Genomic DNA, 18,211 nt, shown 5'->3' with positions numbered 1-18,211 from the left:
CTAAGTGCAGTTATGCCCTTACTTAGGGCTTTAAACATCACAAGCTATGTGCTTACTCAGCACTCTGAATTTTGTCTCCTAAGATCAAATCTACCCAATCCCCCCGACTAGCTTATAATTTCCAAGGGGCGTGCGCTCTTCACTGGTAAGTCAAAGGGGGATAGATGACACTTAAGCGGTTGCTGTTAATTGGGCTGACACTATTTGCACTCATGTTGTCCGGCTTGTCTTTATTTAGTAGCTGGCAAAAACCTCAGTTCCAAAGTCGGCTGGAACTGTACCAAACCAATATTGTCTTACAAGCCCAAGCATGGCAGCCAGAAGATAGCAACAACGAGAATTTTCTCGCAATTCGAGAAGCGATACTGGGTGATAAACCCTTAGAAAGTGCTACCCAGCAATATCAACAAGCGCGTGAGTCTGTCCAAACTAATTTAGATAAAGCCGAAATCAAATTAGCAAAATTGCTCTTGCCTGATATTACTGCTGTCACACCTCCTAAACCCTTACCAAATGACCCCCTTGACACCAAAACTTCTCTTCAAGAACAGCAGCAACAGTTAGAGAAGTCTGTTCAACAACTGCAAAAATTGCGGGATGAATTAGACTTGCGGCTAGGAATCTTACAAGCCAAACAAGGACAAACAGAAAACGCCGTCGCCACTTGGAGTCAAGTACAGCAACGCTCAGATATCAAACCAGAATTTAGCGAAACAGCTAAGGTATTAAATGGAATTTGGAGTAACCCTCCTCGTCTACTCCCCAATGCTCAACAACTTATTCAAAAGAATTTAGAAGGTTGGTTTCAGTCTACTGCTTTGATTCAGCTATACCAACTCCAACAACGTGAAGATGTTCTAGCAGATGTTCTAGCTGCCCAACAAGCTGCTGCTACTGATGCAGTATGGAAATTAGCAATTATTGCCACTATTCCCAGTTTAACGGCGTTGATTGGTGTCATACTGCTGGTGGCTTTGGTGATTCAGCGTTTACTGAAGGGAAGAGAATCTATATTAGCTGAAAATAGTGAAAAGCCTTGGACTACTCCTTGGAATGGAGAAACAGTTTTACAGGTTTTTGTCCTGGGATTTTTCCTGATGGGACAATTATTTATACCCGCAATTTTAAACACCTTACCAATCCCTCGTGGCACAGGTAATGCACGAGTCCAGGCTTTCTCTGTGTTGGTAAGTTACTTGCTAGTTGCATTCGGGGCGCTGTCAGTGCTTTATTTTTCCATTAGGCGCTATTTACCCCTCTCAGAAGACTGGTTTCGCTTCCGTTGTCAAAGTAATTGGTTTCTGTGGGGATTGGGTGGCTACTGCACTGCTTTACCGATTGTGGTGGTAGTATCGTTGATTAATCAGCAACTATGGAATGGACAAGGTGGAAGTAATCCACTGTTACAACTAGCGCTAGAAAGTAAAGATAACGTCGCATTGGGGATATTTTTCTTTACTGCTGGTATAGCTGCGCCATTTTTTGAAGAATTTCTATTCCGGGGATTTTTGTTGCCCTCCCTAACTCGTTACATTCCAGTTTGGGCATCCATTGTCGCCAGTAGCTTGTTATTTGCTGCTGCTCACCTCAGCTTATCGGAAATTCTGCCTCTCACTGCCTTGGGCATGGTATTAGGAATAGTTTACACGCGATCGCGCAATCTCCTCGCCCCTATGCTTCTCCATAGTCTCTGGAATAGCGGCACATTACTCAGTTTGTTTCTCTTAGGTAGTGGAAATAATTAATACTAAAATTTACGGAGGTAAAAATTCAAAATATTTGCTTACATCAACAATTAAAAAGAATTCTAAAAACAGATAATTTTTCTGTGTGCATATGCACTGACAGCCCACAAAAAAATGTATCCTCCCGTCAGATAGGGAACTCAAAAAAGTCCGGACATAATCTCTATAAACCTGTAAATACTAGCATCGTGTGGCAAGTTTTTGCCGATTATTGGGGTTATTCTCTTCAAGAGAAATGTTGAGCTTATAAATCTGTAAACTTGCTGCACTGAAATTTGTTAGCCAATTTACAAACAGCCATCAATTAGCCTGATAGGTTCAGACTTGGTTGGACTATATCCTCAGTTCTATACTTCCAAGTTGTATTAGGAATTATGGTGCATTGGCTTTAGCTATTGATATTAAGAAGTGCTTTTACCATCACAAAAAAAGTATATTTAGGAACTAAATATATTTATTTATTCTTATTTTCTGAATTCAAGGACATAACTGAATATGGCTAATCTCAACCCTTCCCACGCTACCAAACAACTTCTAGCGGGTTACTGTGGCATTATTTTTGGAGGATTTGGGCTACATAAATTTATTCTTGGCTACGCACCAGAAGGTTTTATTATGTTAGTCATTTCTGTAGTTGGCGGTTCTCTCACTTACGGATTTACATTGCTAATTATGCAACTGATAGGTTTAATTGAAGGCATGATCTATTTAAACAAAAGCCATGAAAATTTTGTTCACACTTACTTTGTGAATAAGCAGGGCTGGTTCTAGAATTTCTATATCAATGCTGAGGATGTTTACAAAATTTAGATACTACAGTTCTCTGTAAAGTTCTCGCAGTAATTGATACTTGTAACTCTTCATACAAACAACGTAATAAATCCCCATATATCCCTTGGTTAAAAATCAGGGGGAAATCACCGTAAAAACGGCTACTTATACTATATTTAATATGTTACTCACAAAGAGAAATTTGTCTTCCCAAATTTACACCAATGCCCAAAGTTGTTTCCATTCATTCATACCGAGGTGGTACGGGTAAATCTAACTTTACTGCCAACTTAGCAACCACAATGGCTTTGCTTGGCCACCGTGTGGGTGTAGTAGATACAGATGTGCCTTCGCCCGGAATTCATAATTTATTCTGTCTCGAACCAGAGCAGATGGGGAAAACCCTGAATAATTATCTGTGGGGTGAAAGTCCGATTCAGGACGCTGCCTATGATGTTAGTGCCAACATTGGTGTAGATAGTCCAGGCCAGCTTTTTTTAGTGCCTTCCAGTGTCAAAGCAGATGAAATCGCCAGAATTTTAAAGGAAGGCTATGATGTCAAACTCCTGAATGATGGGTTTCGTAGTTTGGTGAAAGCACTTCAGCTTGATTATTTATTTATTGATACCCATCCTGGTTTATCAAAAGAAACTTTTTTATCGATCGCCATCTCCCATGTCCTCATCCTAATTTTACGCCCCGACAAACAAGATTACCAAGGTACAGCTATCACTGTAGATGTGGCACGGCAGCTGAAAGTTAGAAAAATGCTGTTAGCAATCAATAAAGCCCACAGCAAACTCAACTTAGAGGCACTAAAGCAGAAAGTTGAAGAAACCTACGGTGAAACCGTTGCTGGGGTGTTTCCGCTGTCGGAAGATATGGTGCAGCTTGCCAGTGAAGGGGTATTTTGCGTGAAATATCCAGAACATCCCGTTACTAAAGAATTCCGCAAAGTAGCACAGCAAATTATAGAGGGGTAAAATGTCAAATTTAGGAGATTTGCAGTCCCTTGCCAGTTCCATTGCTGCGGTTACGTCGCCCTTTCGGAATTATTTAAACGATATATACGAAAAATATCGATCGCTCAATGATGGTGTTGTTGCTGACTACATTCCCGAATTGGCACTAGCAAAACCAGAGTGGTTTGGTATTTGTGTGGTTACACCTGATGGGCAGATATTTGAGGTAGGCGATTGTGATAAATTATTCACAATTCAATCCATTTCTAAAGCATTTGTGTATGGTTTGGCATTAGAAGATCACGGACGCGAGTACGTGAATAGTAAAGTCAGTGTCGAACCAACAGGAGAAGCATTTAATTCAATTGTGTTAGATGAAGCCACCAACCGTCCTTATAACCCAATGGTAAATGCAGGGGCGATCGCTACGGCTGATCTAATCAAAGGTCAAAACAGTACCGAACGCTTGAAACGAATGCTGGCAATGTTTAAACGCTACACTGGACGGGAACACGACATAAACGTACCCGTTTTTTTGTCAGAGAAATCAACAGGCTACCGCAACAAGGCAATGGCTTATCTGATGCTGAACTTTGGCATGGTCAGCAATAAAATTGATGAAACACTGGATCTCTATTTTCAGCAATGTTCAATTTTAGTTAACGCTAAAGATTTAGCAATGCTGGCAGCAACCCTGGCAAATGGGGGTATCAACCCAGTCACAAAAGAAAGGGCGATCGATGAACACTATGTTCAAGATGTGATTAGCGTCATGTTTACCTGTGGTATGTACGATGCGTCAGGCGAGTGGGCGTATCGAGTGGGGATACCAGCCAAAAGTGGCGTAGGAGGAGGAATTACGGCAGTAGTTCCTAGTCAATTAGGCATTGGTACGTTTTCACCACCATTAGATACCAAGGGTAACAGTCTACGGGGTATCAAGGTATGTGAAGACCTCTCCAAAGACTTTGGTTTGCATTTGTTTAACGTAGCTAAACCAGAACGAGATTTAAAAGAGTGGTTGGAAGGAGGAAACATCAATGACTGGTGAAAAATTATCAAAAAACTTTGCTGATTTGCGCTCAGAAATTCAGCAACCCGTTGTAGTTTCAGATGATCAGGGATTTGTCGTCTATATCAATGATCAGTTTACCGAGGAGTATCTCTGGGGTGCTGATCTGATTGGCAGAACCTTAGCAGACATTATTCCCCTGAATTTTCACGATTCCCATAACCTGGGGTTTTCCCGATTCACCATTACAGAAATTTCCCATGTTGCCAATCATCCGATCAATGCAATGGTCATTTCCCAAGATGGGCGTTCTATTCTCTCCGAGCATTATATTACGGCAGAACAAATTGAAGGAAAGTGGTATTTTGCTGCCCAACTTCGTCCTTTAAACCCGGTTAATTCCCATCACCAAATAGGGGAAGACCATGAGTAATCTATTAGCGGGTTTAGAACTGGCTGATAAGAATTTAGCAGTCGTTATTAAAGAATTACGGGTTACGCTCGGAAAAATGGAGCTTGCCCTTGGCTCGATTGATGAAGCGATCGCATGGGCAGGAGAAGATGGGGGAATTCAATGGTGTAATACCACCTTTGATCGCCTCGTTAACCGCAGTCATCTTGCTGTTCTCGGTTGCACTCTGCCTACTCTACTACCTCTGGCTCAGGCAGGAACTGTGCTAGTAGATGCAGAACATCCCGTCTATCAGGTATTGTCTCAAAATTTTCAAACTAGTGAATATGAATTTCAGCAGCATGGAAATACCTCAATATTAGAAATTGCGGGTTCTTTTGTCGAATTGAAAAATGGCGATCGCACTGCTGTGTTGACGATTCGAGATGTCACCGAACGTAGACGCATGGAGGAGGCTTTAATTTCTGCCAATCAAACTATGTCTAGTTATTTGCAGGAAGTTGATAAAGTTATTGGCGCTGCTATTTCCGTTGAGAATAACACCTTCCAACCTGAATTATTAGATGGGGTTGCGGCTCGCCAGGATGAGTTAGGTAGGTTAGCACGGATATTTACTCAAATGGTTTTGCAATTAAAAGCCCGCGAACAAGAATTAGCAGAAGCAAAGGATCAACTAGAAGCTGTACTTAATGCGGTTCCCGGCTCCATTTCCTGGGTGGATTCGGGGGGAGTTTATATTGGGGTGAATCGTCATTTGGCAGAGAATTTCAACCTGACTCAAGATGCTTTTATTGGTCAGGACGTTGGTTTCCTTAAAGACAATGGCAAACTGGCAGATTTTCTGACTCGCTTTGTTGCAAGTCCAGATATGGCGGCAGAGACTGTGATTGATATTGAGTTAAGTAATGATCATCGCTACTACCTGGTGGTTGCCCAAAAATACCAACAGGGTGATGCAACAGTATCCGTTGGTATTGACATTACAGAACGCAAACAGGCAGAAGAATCTCTTCGTATTGCCGAAGAAAACTACCGCAGCATCTTTGAAAATGCCTTGGAAGGAATCTTTCAATCTTCTCCAGCAGAACGATTTATCAATGTCAATCCAGCACTATCAAAAATTTATGGTTATGACTCACCTGCTGAGATGATAGAAAGCATCACGAATATTAGTGAGCAACTTTATGTTGATTTAGAAAAAAGTACTGAATTTAAAACCTTATTAGCAACACAAGGAACTGCGAAGAATTTTGAGTACCGTTCTTACTGCAAAGATAGAAGTATTATCTGGATACAAATTGATGCTCGGACAGTAAAAGATAGTCAAGGGAATGTATTGTACTACGAAGGTATTGTCCAGAACATTAGTGATCGCAAACGTCGAGAAGATGAACTAAGACGACAATTAGAAGAATTAAAGATTGAAATTGACCAGAACAAGCGTGAAAAAGAAGTGGCAATGCTGACTGGAAGTACATATTTTCAAGAAGTACAGCAGGAAATGGCAGAGGTTAATCTGGATGAATTTTGGAGTTAGCGATAGTTAAGTATAAATTAAATTAAAGTAAAGTTAAGTCGAACATTTTTCAATTAAGACTTACGCAAAATATCACTCAAACTCTTATTTCTCTGTGTCTTTACGGTTCTTTATATTGAAATGGCATTAATGGTTGATAATGAAATACAGTCAGAGATGACCTCAGTAAATCTGGACAATTGTTGGAGTGAACGGTGTTAGGACTCAAGTATCTCAGTATTAAATCCAAACTGCAAATCATGCTCTTGATTGCCAGTTTGGGATCAATTCTGGTGGTGGGCTATCTCAGTTGGAGTAAATCGCGGGAAATTCTCACCGAACGCATTTTTAATCAGTTAACGAGTGTTGGTTCTTCTAAAGCCTATCAAATCGAATCTTATTTCAACACATTACACAACCAAATTGAAACATTGTGTGAAAACCGCATGGTCGTGTCAGCCATGACAGAATTTGATCAGGAATTTAACCAACTGAAACAGCAATCAATTTCTTCTGTTCAAGATCAGGTAATCAAAAATTATTACAATCAAGAATTTCTACCGCGATTGTCCAAAAATATTGAAGGTAAGCCTGTCTTGGAAACCTATCAACCAAATAGTCCAGAATCTCGTTATTTACAATATCATTACATTGCTAATAATCCTTATCCAGTTGGCAAAAAAGATGAATTAGATCAAGCAAAAGATAGTAGTAACTATAGTCAAATTCATTCTCGATATCACAGTTTATTTCGGAATTTAATTAAAAAATTTGGTTATTATGACTTGTTTTTAATTGATGCAGAAACAGGTAACGTTGTCTATACCGTTTACAAAGAAACTGATTTTTCTAGCAATCTTTATACTGGAACCTATCACAATAGTAATCTTGCCCAAGTCGTAAAACAAGTCCGTGATAATCCAGACCGTGACGCTACTAAATTGGTTGATTTCCAGTTTTATCGTCCTTCCTACAATGCTCCTGCTGCTTTCCTGGCAGGTTCTATTTACGATGGGACAAAACGGGTGGGAATTTTGGCAGTGCAGTTACCAATTGATGAAATTAATCTTGTCTTGACTGGCAATCGCCGTTGGAAACAGGATGGACTCGGAGATACAGGAGAGACTTATCTGGTGGGTGATGATTTGCGCTTGCGATCTGCGGCTCGACTCTTAATTGAAAATCCAACTACCTATTTCGATGTGTTACGTCAGAACGGAGTCAGATCCAAGACAGTTTATCTAATTGAACAACTGAAAACTTCGCTGTTACTTCATACCATCGAAACTGATGCTGCGAGGAAATCAATACAAGGCAAATCAGGAACACAAATTATCAAAGGCTATCAAGGTTCCCCAGTCCTCAGTTCCTACGCTCCCCTGAATATTCAAGATGTCAACTGGGGAATTATTTCCGAGATGTCATTGTCTGAAGCTTATGCACCTATTAGTTCTTTGCAAAACTATATCCTGCTGGCTACCATTATCCTGATTTTGCTGGTGACTCTGTATGCAACGATCGCATCTGTGCAATTTATGAAACCTATTGATCAGATGGTGCAAAGATTGCAGGATGCTAAATCAGGTGATTTAAGTACAGAATTAGAGATTACTTCCCAAGACGAAATTAGTGAACTAGCTAAAATTTTTAATGGCTTAGTGGGGCAAATTAGCCAAAAAATAGAGGCAATTACGCAAAAAGAACAAGAAAACGAAAGCCTATTGTTAAACCTCCTACCCCGTCCGGTAATGGAACGGTGGCGACAAGGAGAAACACCCATTGTTGATCGCTTACAACAGGTGACTATCATCGTCATCCAAATTGTAGACTTGGAAAAGGCTACCCAGGAACACGGTAATACAAACGTTGTTGATAGTTTTAATGAATGGATTACTTTACTAGATGAGAAAGCAAATCGGGTAGATATAGAACGATTAAATTGTTTTGGCGATCGCTATATTGCTGCTTGTGGTTTATCCAAACCCCGCATGGATCACGTCAAACGTAGCGTAGACTTTGCCCAGGATGCTTTGAACTTGGTTAAAGAGGTAAATCATAAATATAATCTTAACTTTAATTTACGGATTGGTATCCATACTGGCTCAATTACAGCCGCCCTCATTGGACAGAAAAAATTTCAGTATGACATCTGGGGAGAACCGCTTTATATCGCCAGTCAATTGTCCCAACAGGCAGAAGCCAACACCATTCGGGTAACACAAGCTATCTGCGATCGCGTGCAAGAACTTTTTCCCTTTGAGCCAGATCAAAAAATCAACTTAGAAGACAAATCCAATCTGCCGACTTGGGTTCTCGGTAAAACGGGCATGAGCAGTCTAATCAGCGATATTACTTCTGGATTAGATTTCGATGCAGACGATATCTTCAATCCCACAAATTAGAGCCGAGAGCAAACCATGAGCAACTTACTCAACCTACCAAATGATCAAGAAATCCTACTTCAAGGACTAGCCATAATCATAGGCTTACCCATTGTGGTGATTGGCTTAGGAGAACTCACTGAACAATGTAAACGCCATAAAAATCCTCTGGCACAGATTTTGAATGCCACGCGCAATCTGCTTTTACCTCCTTTAAGCCTCTGGCTGGTAATGGCTCACTTTTTTGATGTACCAAAAGATTCCCTCGCTCTGCGGATTATTGGTAGTCTAAGCGGATTATTGGTAGTCTAAGCGGATTATTGGTAGTCTAATTGGCATGGCCTTGTTCTATATTTTGCTGTTATTACTTGACACAATCTTAGCAACCGATAAAAAACAACGGCTGTGGCAAGTTAATGTTCCTAACCTATTATTTCAGTTTCTTCGTGCCGTAATATTTCTGAGTATTCTCAGCTATTTATTATCCCAAGTGTGGGGCGTTGATTTAAGCAAGGTTGTGGGCGCACTAGGGGTTGGATCTCTAGTCATGGCTTTAGCTTTACAGGACACCTTGAGTAATCTAGTATCTGGTTTTTTACTAATTATCGAAAGTCCATTTAAAGTAGGTGATTGGATTCAAATAGGCAATTTACAAGGAGAAGTAATTGAAATCAACTGGCGAGCAGTGCGGCTGAAAACAATTGATCGGGACATTATCATCATTCCCAACGGGAACTTAGGCAAAGAGAACATCTGCAATTTCACTCTGCTCGATCCACTCCATGCTATCCGCTTGAAAATGCCATTTTCCTATCAAGATCATCCCGATCTAGTGCGTCAAACACTCCGGGAAGTTGCTCTCTCTGTAGATGGCATTCGTCCTCACCCCTTGCCCCAAATTGATCCCCAAGTTTATAAAAATACTTATATAGAGTACGAGATTCGTTTTTTTATCACCAACTACAGTCAGTTCGAGGCAATTGAAGACTTATTTTGGAGTCGAGCCTATTACGCCATTCGCCGCAATCGTCTTCATGTTCCCTTTGCAGACAAGATAGAGTACAAGATTAATGAAATGCCCGTCAACCGGAATAGTACTCCTGAAGGTCTAACTGAGATATTGCGATCGCAATCCCTATTTACCCGTTTAGATCACACAAGCATTCAATATTTAACCCAACATACAACAGTAGAGTTATTTGGGATTGGGGAAAAAATTGTGGTGGCTGGTGCATTTGATCAGGCATTTTATATCCTCTTAAGTGGTCAGGTTTTACTGTCAGTCAATGATCAATCTGGTCAAAAACAAGAGATTGCCCATATATTTGAAGGGGACTTCTTAGGTGAAATGGTATTTTTCAATAATGTTGAACCTAGCCTTGTTTCTGCTACTGTTATCCAAACGACATCAGTTATCAGCATTACTCCCGGTGCGATCGCTCATCTCACTCAAAACTATCCTAAATTTGCTCTAGAAATGAGCCAGTTCATTGATGAACGTAAAAAACTAATTCGCCTGGCCACAGAATCAAGCGTTGTCCCTAACTAAATTTCTATAGTGATCCGATTTGATTTATGTATCCCTTACGGGAGGCGTAAGCCATATTTTTCATAGAGGCAGGGAACTCTTAATAGGTAAGAAGAATTTCCGTGTCTACTGAGTCTTGTAAGCGCAAAGCGCAGGCTACGCCAACAAAAATCGAATAGTAGTCCTATATAATGATATGAAGTTGCATAAAATAAGATATCAATAATATTTGACCGCAGATAAAGACGGATAATTCAATTAATGTCATTATTCTGTACAGCCTTACATAAAATTTGTATAAGATAAAATTGTCCATTGAAAAAATGACTTATAAAACACTTTGTAAATTACCACTTCGTACCACCTTAGTAGTACCTTTTGTACTGCAAATTGTGACTGCTGTTGGACTCATAGGCTATCTCTCTTTCCGTAATAGTCAGCAATTAGTTGACAATTTAGCCAATCAGTTGAATAGCGAGATTGGTAAGCGGATTGAACAGAGGGTTTTAAACTACCTCGAAGAACCCCACCATCTCATTGATGCAACCTACTCAACCATTCAAAGTGGTAATTTAGAACCCCAGAATTTTGCAGCATTTCGACGTTATCTTTGGCAAATTGTTCATCAGCAAAAATTAATCAACTATCTCTACTATGGAACTGAACAAGGAGAGTTTATTGGTGTTGAACAAATAGAAGATGGCACAGTTCAACTCAAAATTCGCACAGAGGCATCAGCACCTAACCGTGAAACTTATTTACTGAATGAGCAGTTACAACCACAAAAACTCCTGAAATCATCAAAGTACGATCCTCGTTCCCGTCCCTGGTATCAGGCAGCAAAAACTAATGGTAAGTCTACTTGGAGCAAAATTTTTGCTTCTTTTTCTCGCCAGAACAATTCCTTAGAAATTTCTCCAGTTAAACCAGTTTATGACTCCAATGGCAAGTTGCTGGGAGTTCTATCCATAAATATGCGGTTAGTACTGATTTCAGATTTTTTGAAAGACTTGTACATCAGCCCCAATGGACAAACTTTTATTATTGAAAAATCTGGCGATTTAATCGCCAGTTCAAAAATTTCACAGCCTTTTAAAATTGTGGATCAAGGGGAAAATAAAGAGATAGAACGGCTGTCAGCGATTAAAAGTAACAATGCTATAGTCCAAGGAATTTCCCAATCTTTACAAAGTCAGTTTGGGGAGTTTAATAGCATCAATAAAATACAGAATTTAAAACTTTCTGTGAATAAACAACGGTATTACATTGAAGTCGTGCCAATTCAGGATGGGCGAGGTATAGATTGGTTAGCCGTAGTGATTGTTCCTGAGAATGATTTTATGGCACAAATCAATGCTAATACTCGGAATACTATTTTATTGTGTTTAGCAGCATTGGCTCTAGCGATCGCTCTTGGTATCTATACTTCGCATTGGATAACTCAACCAATTCTGCGCGTTTCTCAAGCGTCTAATGAACTGGCTCAGGGCAACCTCAATCAGCAAATTGCATCCAGCCCCATTACTGAAATTGATACTCTGGCAGATTCTTTTAATGGCATGGCAGGACAATTGAAAAACTCCTTTGAAAGTCTGGAAGCCAAAAACGAAGAATTACGTATTGCTGAAGAAAATTACCGGAGCATCTTTGAAAATGCCCTCGAAGGTATTTTCCAATCCTCTCCAAAAGGAAGATTTATCAATGTCAATCCGGCACTGGCCAAGATTTATGGTTATGACTCACCTGCGGAAATGATAGAGAGCATCACGAACATCAGTGAGCAACTTTATGTTGACCCAGAAAAACGCACTGAATTTAGAAAACTGCTAGAAACACAAGGCACTGCGAAGAATTTTGAGTACCGTTCTTACTGCAAAGATAGTAGTATTATCTGGACAGAAATTGATGCTCGTGCTGTGAAAGATAGTCAAGGGAATGTGTTGTATTATGAGGGTATTGTCAAGGATATCAGCGAACGCAAACGTCGAGAAGATGAACTAAGACGGCAATTAGAGGAATTAAAAATTGAAATTGACCAGAGCAAGCGTGAACAAGAAGTAGCAATGCTGACTGGAAGTACATATTTTCAAGAGGTTCAGCAGGAAATGGCAGAGGTCAATCTGGATGAATTTTGGAACTAGTTGCGCTTTTAACTATGGGTTACTCAGCACTCCTAAAAAACTTAAATATTATAATTGACACTTGGTCATAGCTCCAGATTTCGTCTACGCTCGAAGTAGACACGCCTTTTGTCAGGCATTTAATTTTTCGTAGCGAATCTAAAAACTTGCCATGCAACTTCTCAGAGAAACTGAACTTACCCCAGAATTTACCCCAATTACAGAAAAAATTATTTTAGATGTTGGGGGTATGAAGTGTGCTGGGTGCGTGACAGCAGTAGAAAGACAGCTAAACCAACATCCAGAAGTTAAAAACATCTCCGTCAACCTAGCGACGGAAGTAGCTGTCGTAGAAGCAGAAATTGGTACAGTAGATCCTGATGCACTGGCAAAGGCATTGACAGCAACGGGATTTCCTACTCAAACGCGCAAAGCCAGTACGACATTAACGAGCCAAAAATCAGCTTTAGAAGCATCAGCAGCCAAACAGCAAAAGGAAATGCAAGCTGCATTCAGACAGTTGGTGATTGCTGGGGTGTTGTTGCTATTTTCAGGGATTGGACATTTTGGTCATACGATTTTCCCGATTTTAAATAACATTTGGTTGCACTGTGGACTAGCAACGGTGGCCTTACTCATTCCCGGTCGTCCTATTATCATAGATGGCTGGCGCGGTTGGCGACGGGGTGCGCCAAATATGAATACTTTGGTGAGTTTGGGAACTTTGACGGCTTATACTGCCAGTTTAGTGGCGCTGTTGTTCCCCCAAATGGGTTGGGAATGCTTTTTTGATGAACCAGTGATGATGCTGGGCTTTATCCTCCTGGGAAGGACGTTAGAACAACAAGCTAGAGGTCGCGCTGCGGCGGCATTTAGGCAGTTGTTAGCACTTCAACCCCAGATAGCGAGATTGATTGCTAACCCAGATTCCGAGAAATTAATTGCAGGGGCAAATATTGTCGAGATACCTGCTGAACAAGTGCGGGTTGGTGAATGGTTGCAGGTGCTACCAGGAGATAAAATTCCTGTTGATGGTGAGGTACGCTTTGGACAAACTACTGTAGATGAATCAATGTTAACTGGGGAATCTGTTCCAGTTATTAAGCAATTAGGAGATGCAGTTGCAGCGGGAACTATTAACCAGTCTGGTGCGATCGCTATTCAAGCCACTAGAACAGGTAATGATACTACTTTGGCGCAAATTGTGGCTTTGGTAGAAGCTGCCCAAACTCGCAAAGCACCTGTACAAAAATTAGCAGATACTGTTTCTGGTTATTTTACCTATGGGGTTTTAACTGCGTCTTTGTTGACATTTGTGTTTTGGTACTTTTTCGGTACTCACATTTGGCCAGAAATTAACGTTGCTGGTGGGATGGAAATGATGAGTCACTCGACACATTATCAACCAAGTACACATTACTCTTCACTGTTAATTAGTTTAAAATTAGCGATCGCTGTTATGGTCGTCGCTTGTCCCTGTGCTTTAGGTTTAGCCACCCCTACAGCTATTCTCGTCGGTACTGGTATGGGTGCAGAACGGGGTTTATTAATCAAAGGTGGTGACGTTTTAGAACGAGTCCACCAGCTAGATACGATAGTTTTTGATAAAACCGGAACTCTAACTACAGGTAAACCCACAGTTACAGATTGTTTGCTATTTGCAGAAAATGCAGAGGAAAATTTATCCCTGATCCAACTAGCCGCAGCCGTAGAAAGCGGTACACATCACCCCCTAGCTAAAGCAATTCACCAAGCAGCAAAACAACAAAATTTATCAATTCCCCATGCTGTAGACTTTCACACCGAGCCAGGAATGGGAGTTTCTGCTCTAGTGGAAGGCAAAACTGTACTCCTAGGTAACTCAGACTGGCTGAACTGGCATGGAATTGCTATCAGTGAAACAGCACAACAGCGATCGCAAAAATTGGCAATAGAAGGTAAAACAGTAATTAGCGTTGTCGTTGACGATACTTTAATCGGATTAATTGCTGTGAGTGATAGCCTCAGACCAGATGCAAAAGCCGCAGTAGACAAGTTACAACAGATGGGTTTACGAGTGATTCTTCTCAGCGGTGATAGATTAGAAGCAGTGAGTGCGATCGCCGAACAACTAGGAATACCCAGCACCAATGTAATGGCAGGTATCCTCCCAGCTAAAAAAGCCACTGCTATTAAATCTCTTCAAACTGGAGAAAATCTCAGCCAATCCAAATCTATCGTCGCTATGGTAGGAGATGGCATCAATGATGCACCTGCTTTATCTCAAGCAGATGTCGGCATTGCTTTACACTCCGGCACAGATGTAGCTATGGAAACAGCCGAAATTATCCTCATGCGCGATCGAGTGAGCGATGTTGTTGAATCAATTCAACTCAGTCGTGCCACATTCAACAAAATACGCCAAAATTTATTCTGGGCTTTTGCATATAATACATTTGGTATCCCTTTAGCAGCAGGTGTTTTATTACCCAGTTTAGGTTTTGTTCTCAGTCCTTCCAGTGCTGCTGCACTCATGGCTTTTAGCTCAGTAAGTGTTGTCACCAACTCAGTTTTATTACGAAGCTTTGCTCATCGACCTTAAAATCCCTTAAGGAGAAATACCCGGGAAATAGGTTAAAAAACTTCTAAAACTTCCCTTCTGTCCTAAAACCCTGCAAATGAGCCTAAGTATTTCTTTCCTCAAGTTCTGTCATCAAGGAGTCTGTATTTAATCAGACTACTTACTTTTTCTTCTTAAATCAACCATTTAGTCTCATCTCCAGTAGATAGATAGAGGTTTTCAAGGCATAGGCTAGGAAGATGCAAGTGTTGTGAGGCTTAGTCTGTCCACATCTGCTATCATAATTTGAGCAGGTATGGTACTCAACCAACTAACCTATATCCTCAATCACATTTTTTCTGTAACAATACATAAATAAATATTAAAGTGTCAGTTTTTTATACAAAAAATTAGTAATTTAAAAAATTAAACTTTAATAATATGTAGTTTTAATACTTATTAAATTCAATATTACAATTACATCCCTTGTCTGGAAAAATGTTAAAAGAAGATACTCAACCAACACTTGCAAATCAAAGTTCAACCAATCTTAGTAACCATCTGTCAATGGCAGCAGAACTCAATGAAAACCATCTACTGATTATAGAAGACGATCAAGGACGCAAAGAGTTTCCTCTAGAGAATCCTGTCTATTCAATCGGTAGAGACCGTAACTGTAATATTCGTTTAATGTCACAATTTGTATCCCGTCATCATGCCACATTGGTCAGATTACCCCGCAAAAATAATAGCCAGAGCTATTACTACCGAATTGTAGATGGTGATCCCAAAGGAAAGCCTAGTTCCAACGGTTTAATGATTAATGGACGCAAAATACCAGCCCATGATCTAAAAAATGAAGACGAAATTGTTTTTGGACCTCAAGTACGGGCAATTTATTATCTGCTAAAAAATACTCACCGTCCAGGACAAACTGATGCTGTTGAGTATGATATTACATTGATAAACCCTGGTATGACCGAGGATATGGAAGACTGATTCAGTAGCATTTAACTTACAAATTCAACGAACACTTGAAAGCATTTACAACTAACCACTAGAGACGCAAGCTAACACCATAATTCCCCTATTTGCTACAGATGGGGGAATAACAATTGCTAAAAGCCTACCTATTCATACCTTACCCTAGACATATACTTATTTTCATAGCCTAAACAATTTAGAAGACAGTTGGATTGTGAGCTATTTTAGCTTTTGAACGTAGCAAAATTTTTATTTACCACATCAGTAATTAGACTGAATTAAATGTATATTTTTTACTAAATCGCAGAATACTCGCCACCTAAACATTCTTTCCTTGCTCCTTAAAAATAGTTTTTATAAATCATATTTAAGCTCTCAAGTGCTTACTGCATCTGAATCAATAGCGAACAGGACATGATCAGTGTGACTTGAATCATAAGGTGAGCTTTTAGTTCAAGATATACTTTACAAAGTAGATGTCCATTTGATGCTTTAGAAAAGCGACCAAAGTAGAAAACTAATTTCTCCATGTAATACACGTTTAAATTGTTGAGTTAACGGTGTATTACATAGAAAAGTTGTTATATCGAATAATTGCACAGCAACATTTTTATAAAAGCATTAATGATAGAATTTGCATGACATCAAATTACACTGATTGGGATAATGATTTACCACCAGAACCGGAAGAAGTTTATCAAGACTTACTTCGCGCCTTGGAATGGAAATTAGGATTTGGTTTATATTTTGTCCAATGTACTCCTGTAGAATCAGACCGTTTTATTGCGAAGATTCCCCATGATATTCCCCAAAAAAGGATTGCTGTATTACGCTTGCTTGAACCAGTTGATAAGTTATATGAGCAAGTAGCTGATTGTATTAAAGATCAACAAATTGATATTTTATTAATTAAAGGTCTAGAGTATTCCCTATATAAATATGAAAAAAGGAACTTTGGTGAAATCACTGAAGGACAATTTATAAATTTAACCAAAGTACCACCAATCCTCAATCATTTCAACCAACAACGAGAAAGATTTAGGGATGATTTTCCATTTCGGTTTGTTTTTTTATTACGCTCATTTTCACTTAACTATTTAATTCATCGCGCTCCTGATTTTTTTGATTGGCGTTCTGGAGTATATGAATTACCGACCACACCAGAATTAGTTGAAGAAGAATCACGTCGTTTACTGCTAGAAGGAGATTATGAAAAATATCTGCGACTGACTCCTGAGGAAAAAATTGAAAAAGTCCTAGAAATTCAAGAGCTGCTCACAGAAAAACATCAAACAGATAGTAATAAAGCCAGTTTACTATTTGAATTAGGAAATCTACTTTATTCTGCAAATGAATACGAAACAGCAATTACATTCTATGAACAAGAACTAAAATTCAAACCTAATGACCACTATGCTTGGTATAACCGTGGCAATTCGCTCCGTAATTTAGAAGAACATGAAGCAGCAATTTCATCATACAACCAAGCTCTAAAATTTAAACCTGATGACCATTATGCTTGGTATAACCGGGGTAATGCTCTACGTAATTTAGATCGGAACGAAGAAGCAATCGTATCCTATGAAAACGCCTTGAAATTTAAACCCGATGATCATTATTGTTGGTACAATCGGGCTAATGCGCTCAGGAATTTAAAACGTAATGAAGAAGCAATTTTATCCTATGACCAGGCTCTGAAACTTAAACCTAATGACCATTATGCTTGGAACAATCGTGGCATTGCATTTCGGAATTTAGGACAAAATGAAGAAGCAATTTTTTCCTACGACCAAGCGCTAAAAATTCAACCTGATGACCATTATGCTTGGTACAATAGGGGTATTGCACTGCGGAATTTAAAACGTAATGAAGAAGCAATTTTATCTTATGACCAAGCACTTAAATTTAGACCTGATGACCACTATGCTTGGAACAATAGAGGTAACGCACTCGATGATTTAGGACGCACTGAAGAAGCAATTTTTTCCTATGACCAAGCACTTAAATTGAAACCTGATGATAACTTTGCTTGGTACAATAAAGCTTGCTGTTATGCTCTTCATGGTCATGTTATGCAGGCGGTGGAAAACTTGCAGCAAGCGATTAATCTCAACCCTGAAGAGTTTAGAAAAATGGCAAGTTCTGATCATGATTTTGATTTGATTCGGGAAGATATTCGCTTCCAAGCTTTAATACAAAAGCCAAACTTCTTCACACCTTCTATATAGCCATAAGTTGGGA

13 protein-coding genes are annotated in these 18,211 nt (G+C 39.7%); all 13 read left to right on the top strand.

What is annotated here, in order from left to right; all coding sequences use genetic code 11:
• Positions 1–164: 164 nt before the first annotated feature.
• The 13 genes from ACSQ6I_RS05330 to ACSQ6I_RS05270 all read left to right on the top strand — a co-directional run bounded on the left by ACSQ6I_RS05330 (position 165) and on the right by ACSQ6I_RS05270 (position 18,198).
• Positions 165–1,745 carry a lysostaphin resistance A-like protein gene (locus tag ACSQ6I_RS05330; RefSeq protein WP_438889326.1) on the top strand — a complete coding sequence of 527 codons (1,581 nt, stop codon included), beginning with the start codon at positions 165–167 and terminating at the stop codon, positions 1,743–1,745.
• Positions 1,746–2,240: 495 nt separating this feature from the next.
• Positions 2,241–2,516 (top strand): TM2 domain-containing protein, encoded by a 276-nt coding sequence (locus ACSQ6I_RS05325; protein ID WP_438889325.1) that lies wholly within the window; start codon positions 2,241–2,243, stop codon positions 2,514–2,516.
• 224 nt (positions 2,517–2,740) lie between these two features.
• Positions 2,741–3,499, top strand: a complete 759-nt coding sequence (locus ACSQ6I_RS05320; RefSeq protein ID WP_438889324.1) for a MinD/ParA family ATP-binding protein — start codon at positions 2,741–2,743, stop codon at positions 3,497–3,499.
• A 1-nt stretch (position 3,500) separates the two neighbouring features.
• Positions 3,501–4,529 (top strand): glutaminase A, encoded by a 1,029-nt coding sequence (glsA, locus tag ACSQ6I_RS05315; protein WP_438889322.1) that lies wholly within the window; start codon positions 3,501–3,503, stop codon positions 4,527–4,529.
• Entirely contained in the window at positions 4,519–4,923 is a 405-nt protein-coding gene (locus tag ACSQ6I_RS05310) for a diguanylate cyclase (protein ID WP_438889320.1), read from the top strand. Before glsA ends, ACSQ6I_RS05310 begins: the two co-directional genes overlap by 11 nt.
• A complete protein-coding gene (locus ACSQ6I_RS05305; protein ID WP_438889319.1) occupies positions 4,916–6,439 on the top strand; it encodes a PAS domain S-box protein in 1,524 nt (507 codons plus the stop codon). The genes ACSQ6I_RS05310 and ACSQ6I_RS05305 overlap by 8 nt, the downstream gene beginning before the upstream one ends.
• Positions 6,440–6,633: 194 nt before the next feature.
• Complete coding sequence (locus ACSQ6I_RS05300) at positions 6,634–8,820, top strand: adenylate/guanylate cyclase domain-containing protein (RefSeq protein ID WP_438889317.1); 2,187 nt, start codon at positions 6,634–6,636, stop codon at positions 8,818–8,820.
• 15 nt (positions 8,821–8,835) lie between these two features.
• Complete coding sequence (locus ACSQ6I_RS05295; RefSeq protein ID WP_438889316.1) at positions 8,836–9,111, top strand: hypothetical protein; 276 nt, start codon at positions 8,836–8,838, stop codon at positions 9,109–9,111.
• Positions 9,112–9,136: 25 nt separating this feature from the next.
• Positions 9,137–10,348 (top strand): mechanosensitive ion channel domain-containing protein, encoded by a 1,212-nt coding sequence (locus ACSQ6I_RS05290; RefSeq protein WP_438889315.1) that lies wholly within the window; start codon positions 9,137–9,139, stop codon positions 10,346–10,348.
• Between the two features lie 302 nt (positions 10,349–10,650).
• On the top strand, positions 10,651–12,468 hold the full coding sequence (locus tag ACSQ6I_RS05285; protein WP_438889314.1) for a PAS domain S-box protein: 1,818 nt from the start codon (positions 10,651–10,653) through the stop codon (positions 12,466–12,468).
• 151 nt (positions 12,469–12,619) lie between these two features.
• A complete protein-coding gene (locus ACSQ6I_RS05280; RefSeq protein WP_438889313.1) occupies positions 12,620–15,028 on the top strand; it encodes a heavy metal translocating P-type ATPase in 2,409 nt (802 codons plus the stop codon).
• Between the two features lie 456 nt (positions 15,029–15,484).
• Positions 15,485–15,985: an FHA domain-containing protein gene (locus tag ACSQ6I_RS05275; RefSeq protein ID WP_438889312.1), complete on the top strand. Its 501-nt coding sequence runs from the start codon at positions 15,485–15,487 to the stop codon at positions 15,983–15,985.
• Positions 15,986–16,608: 623 nt separating this feature from the next.
• Positions 16,609–18,198 (top strand): tetratricopeptide repeat protein, encoded by a 1,590-nt coding sequence (locus tag ACSQ6I_RS05270; protein ID WP_438889311.1) that lies wholly within the window; start codon positions 16,609–16,611, stop codon positions 18,196–18,198.
• The last annotated feature ends 13 nt before the right edge of the window (positions 18,199–18,211 follow it).

This window comes from Anabaena sp. WFMT (genome assembly GCF_051781005.1).
GTDB lineage: Bacteria > Cyanobacteriota > Cyanobacteriia > Cyanobacteriales > Nostocaceae > Anabaena.
Note: the sequence above shows the minus strand (reverse complement) of the source record. Positions and strands in the feature narration are given on the sequence as shown.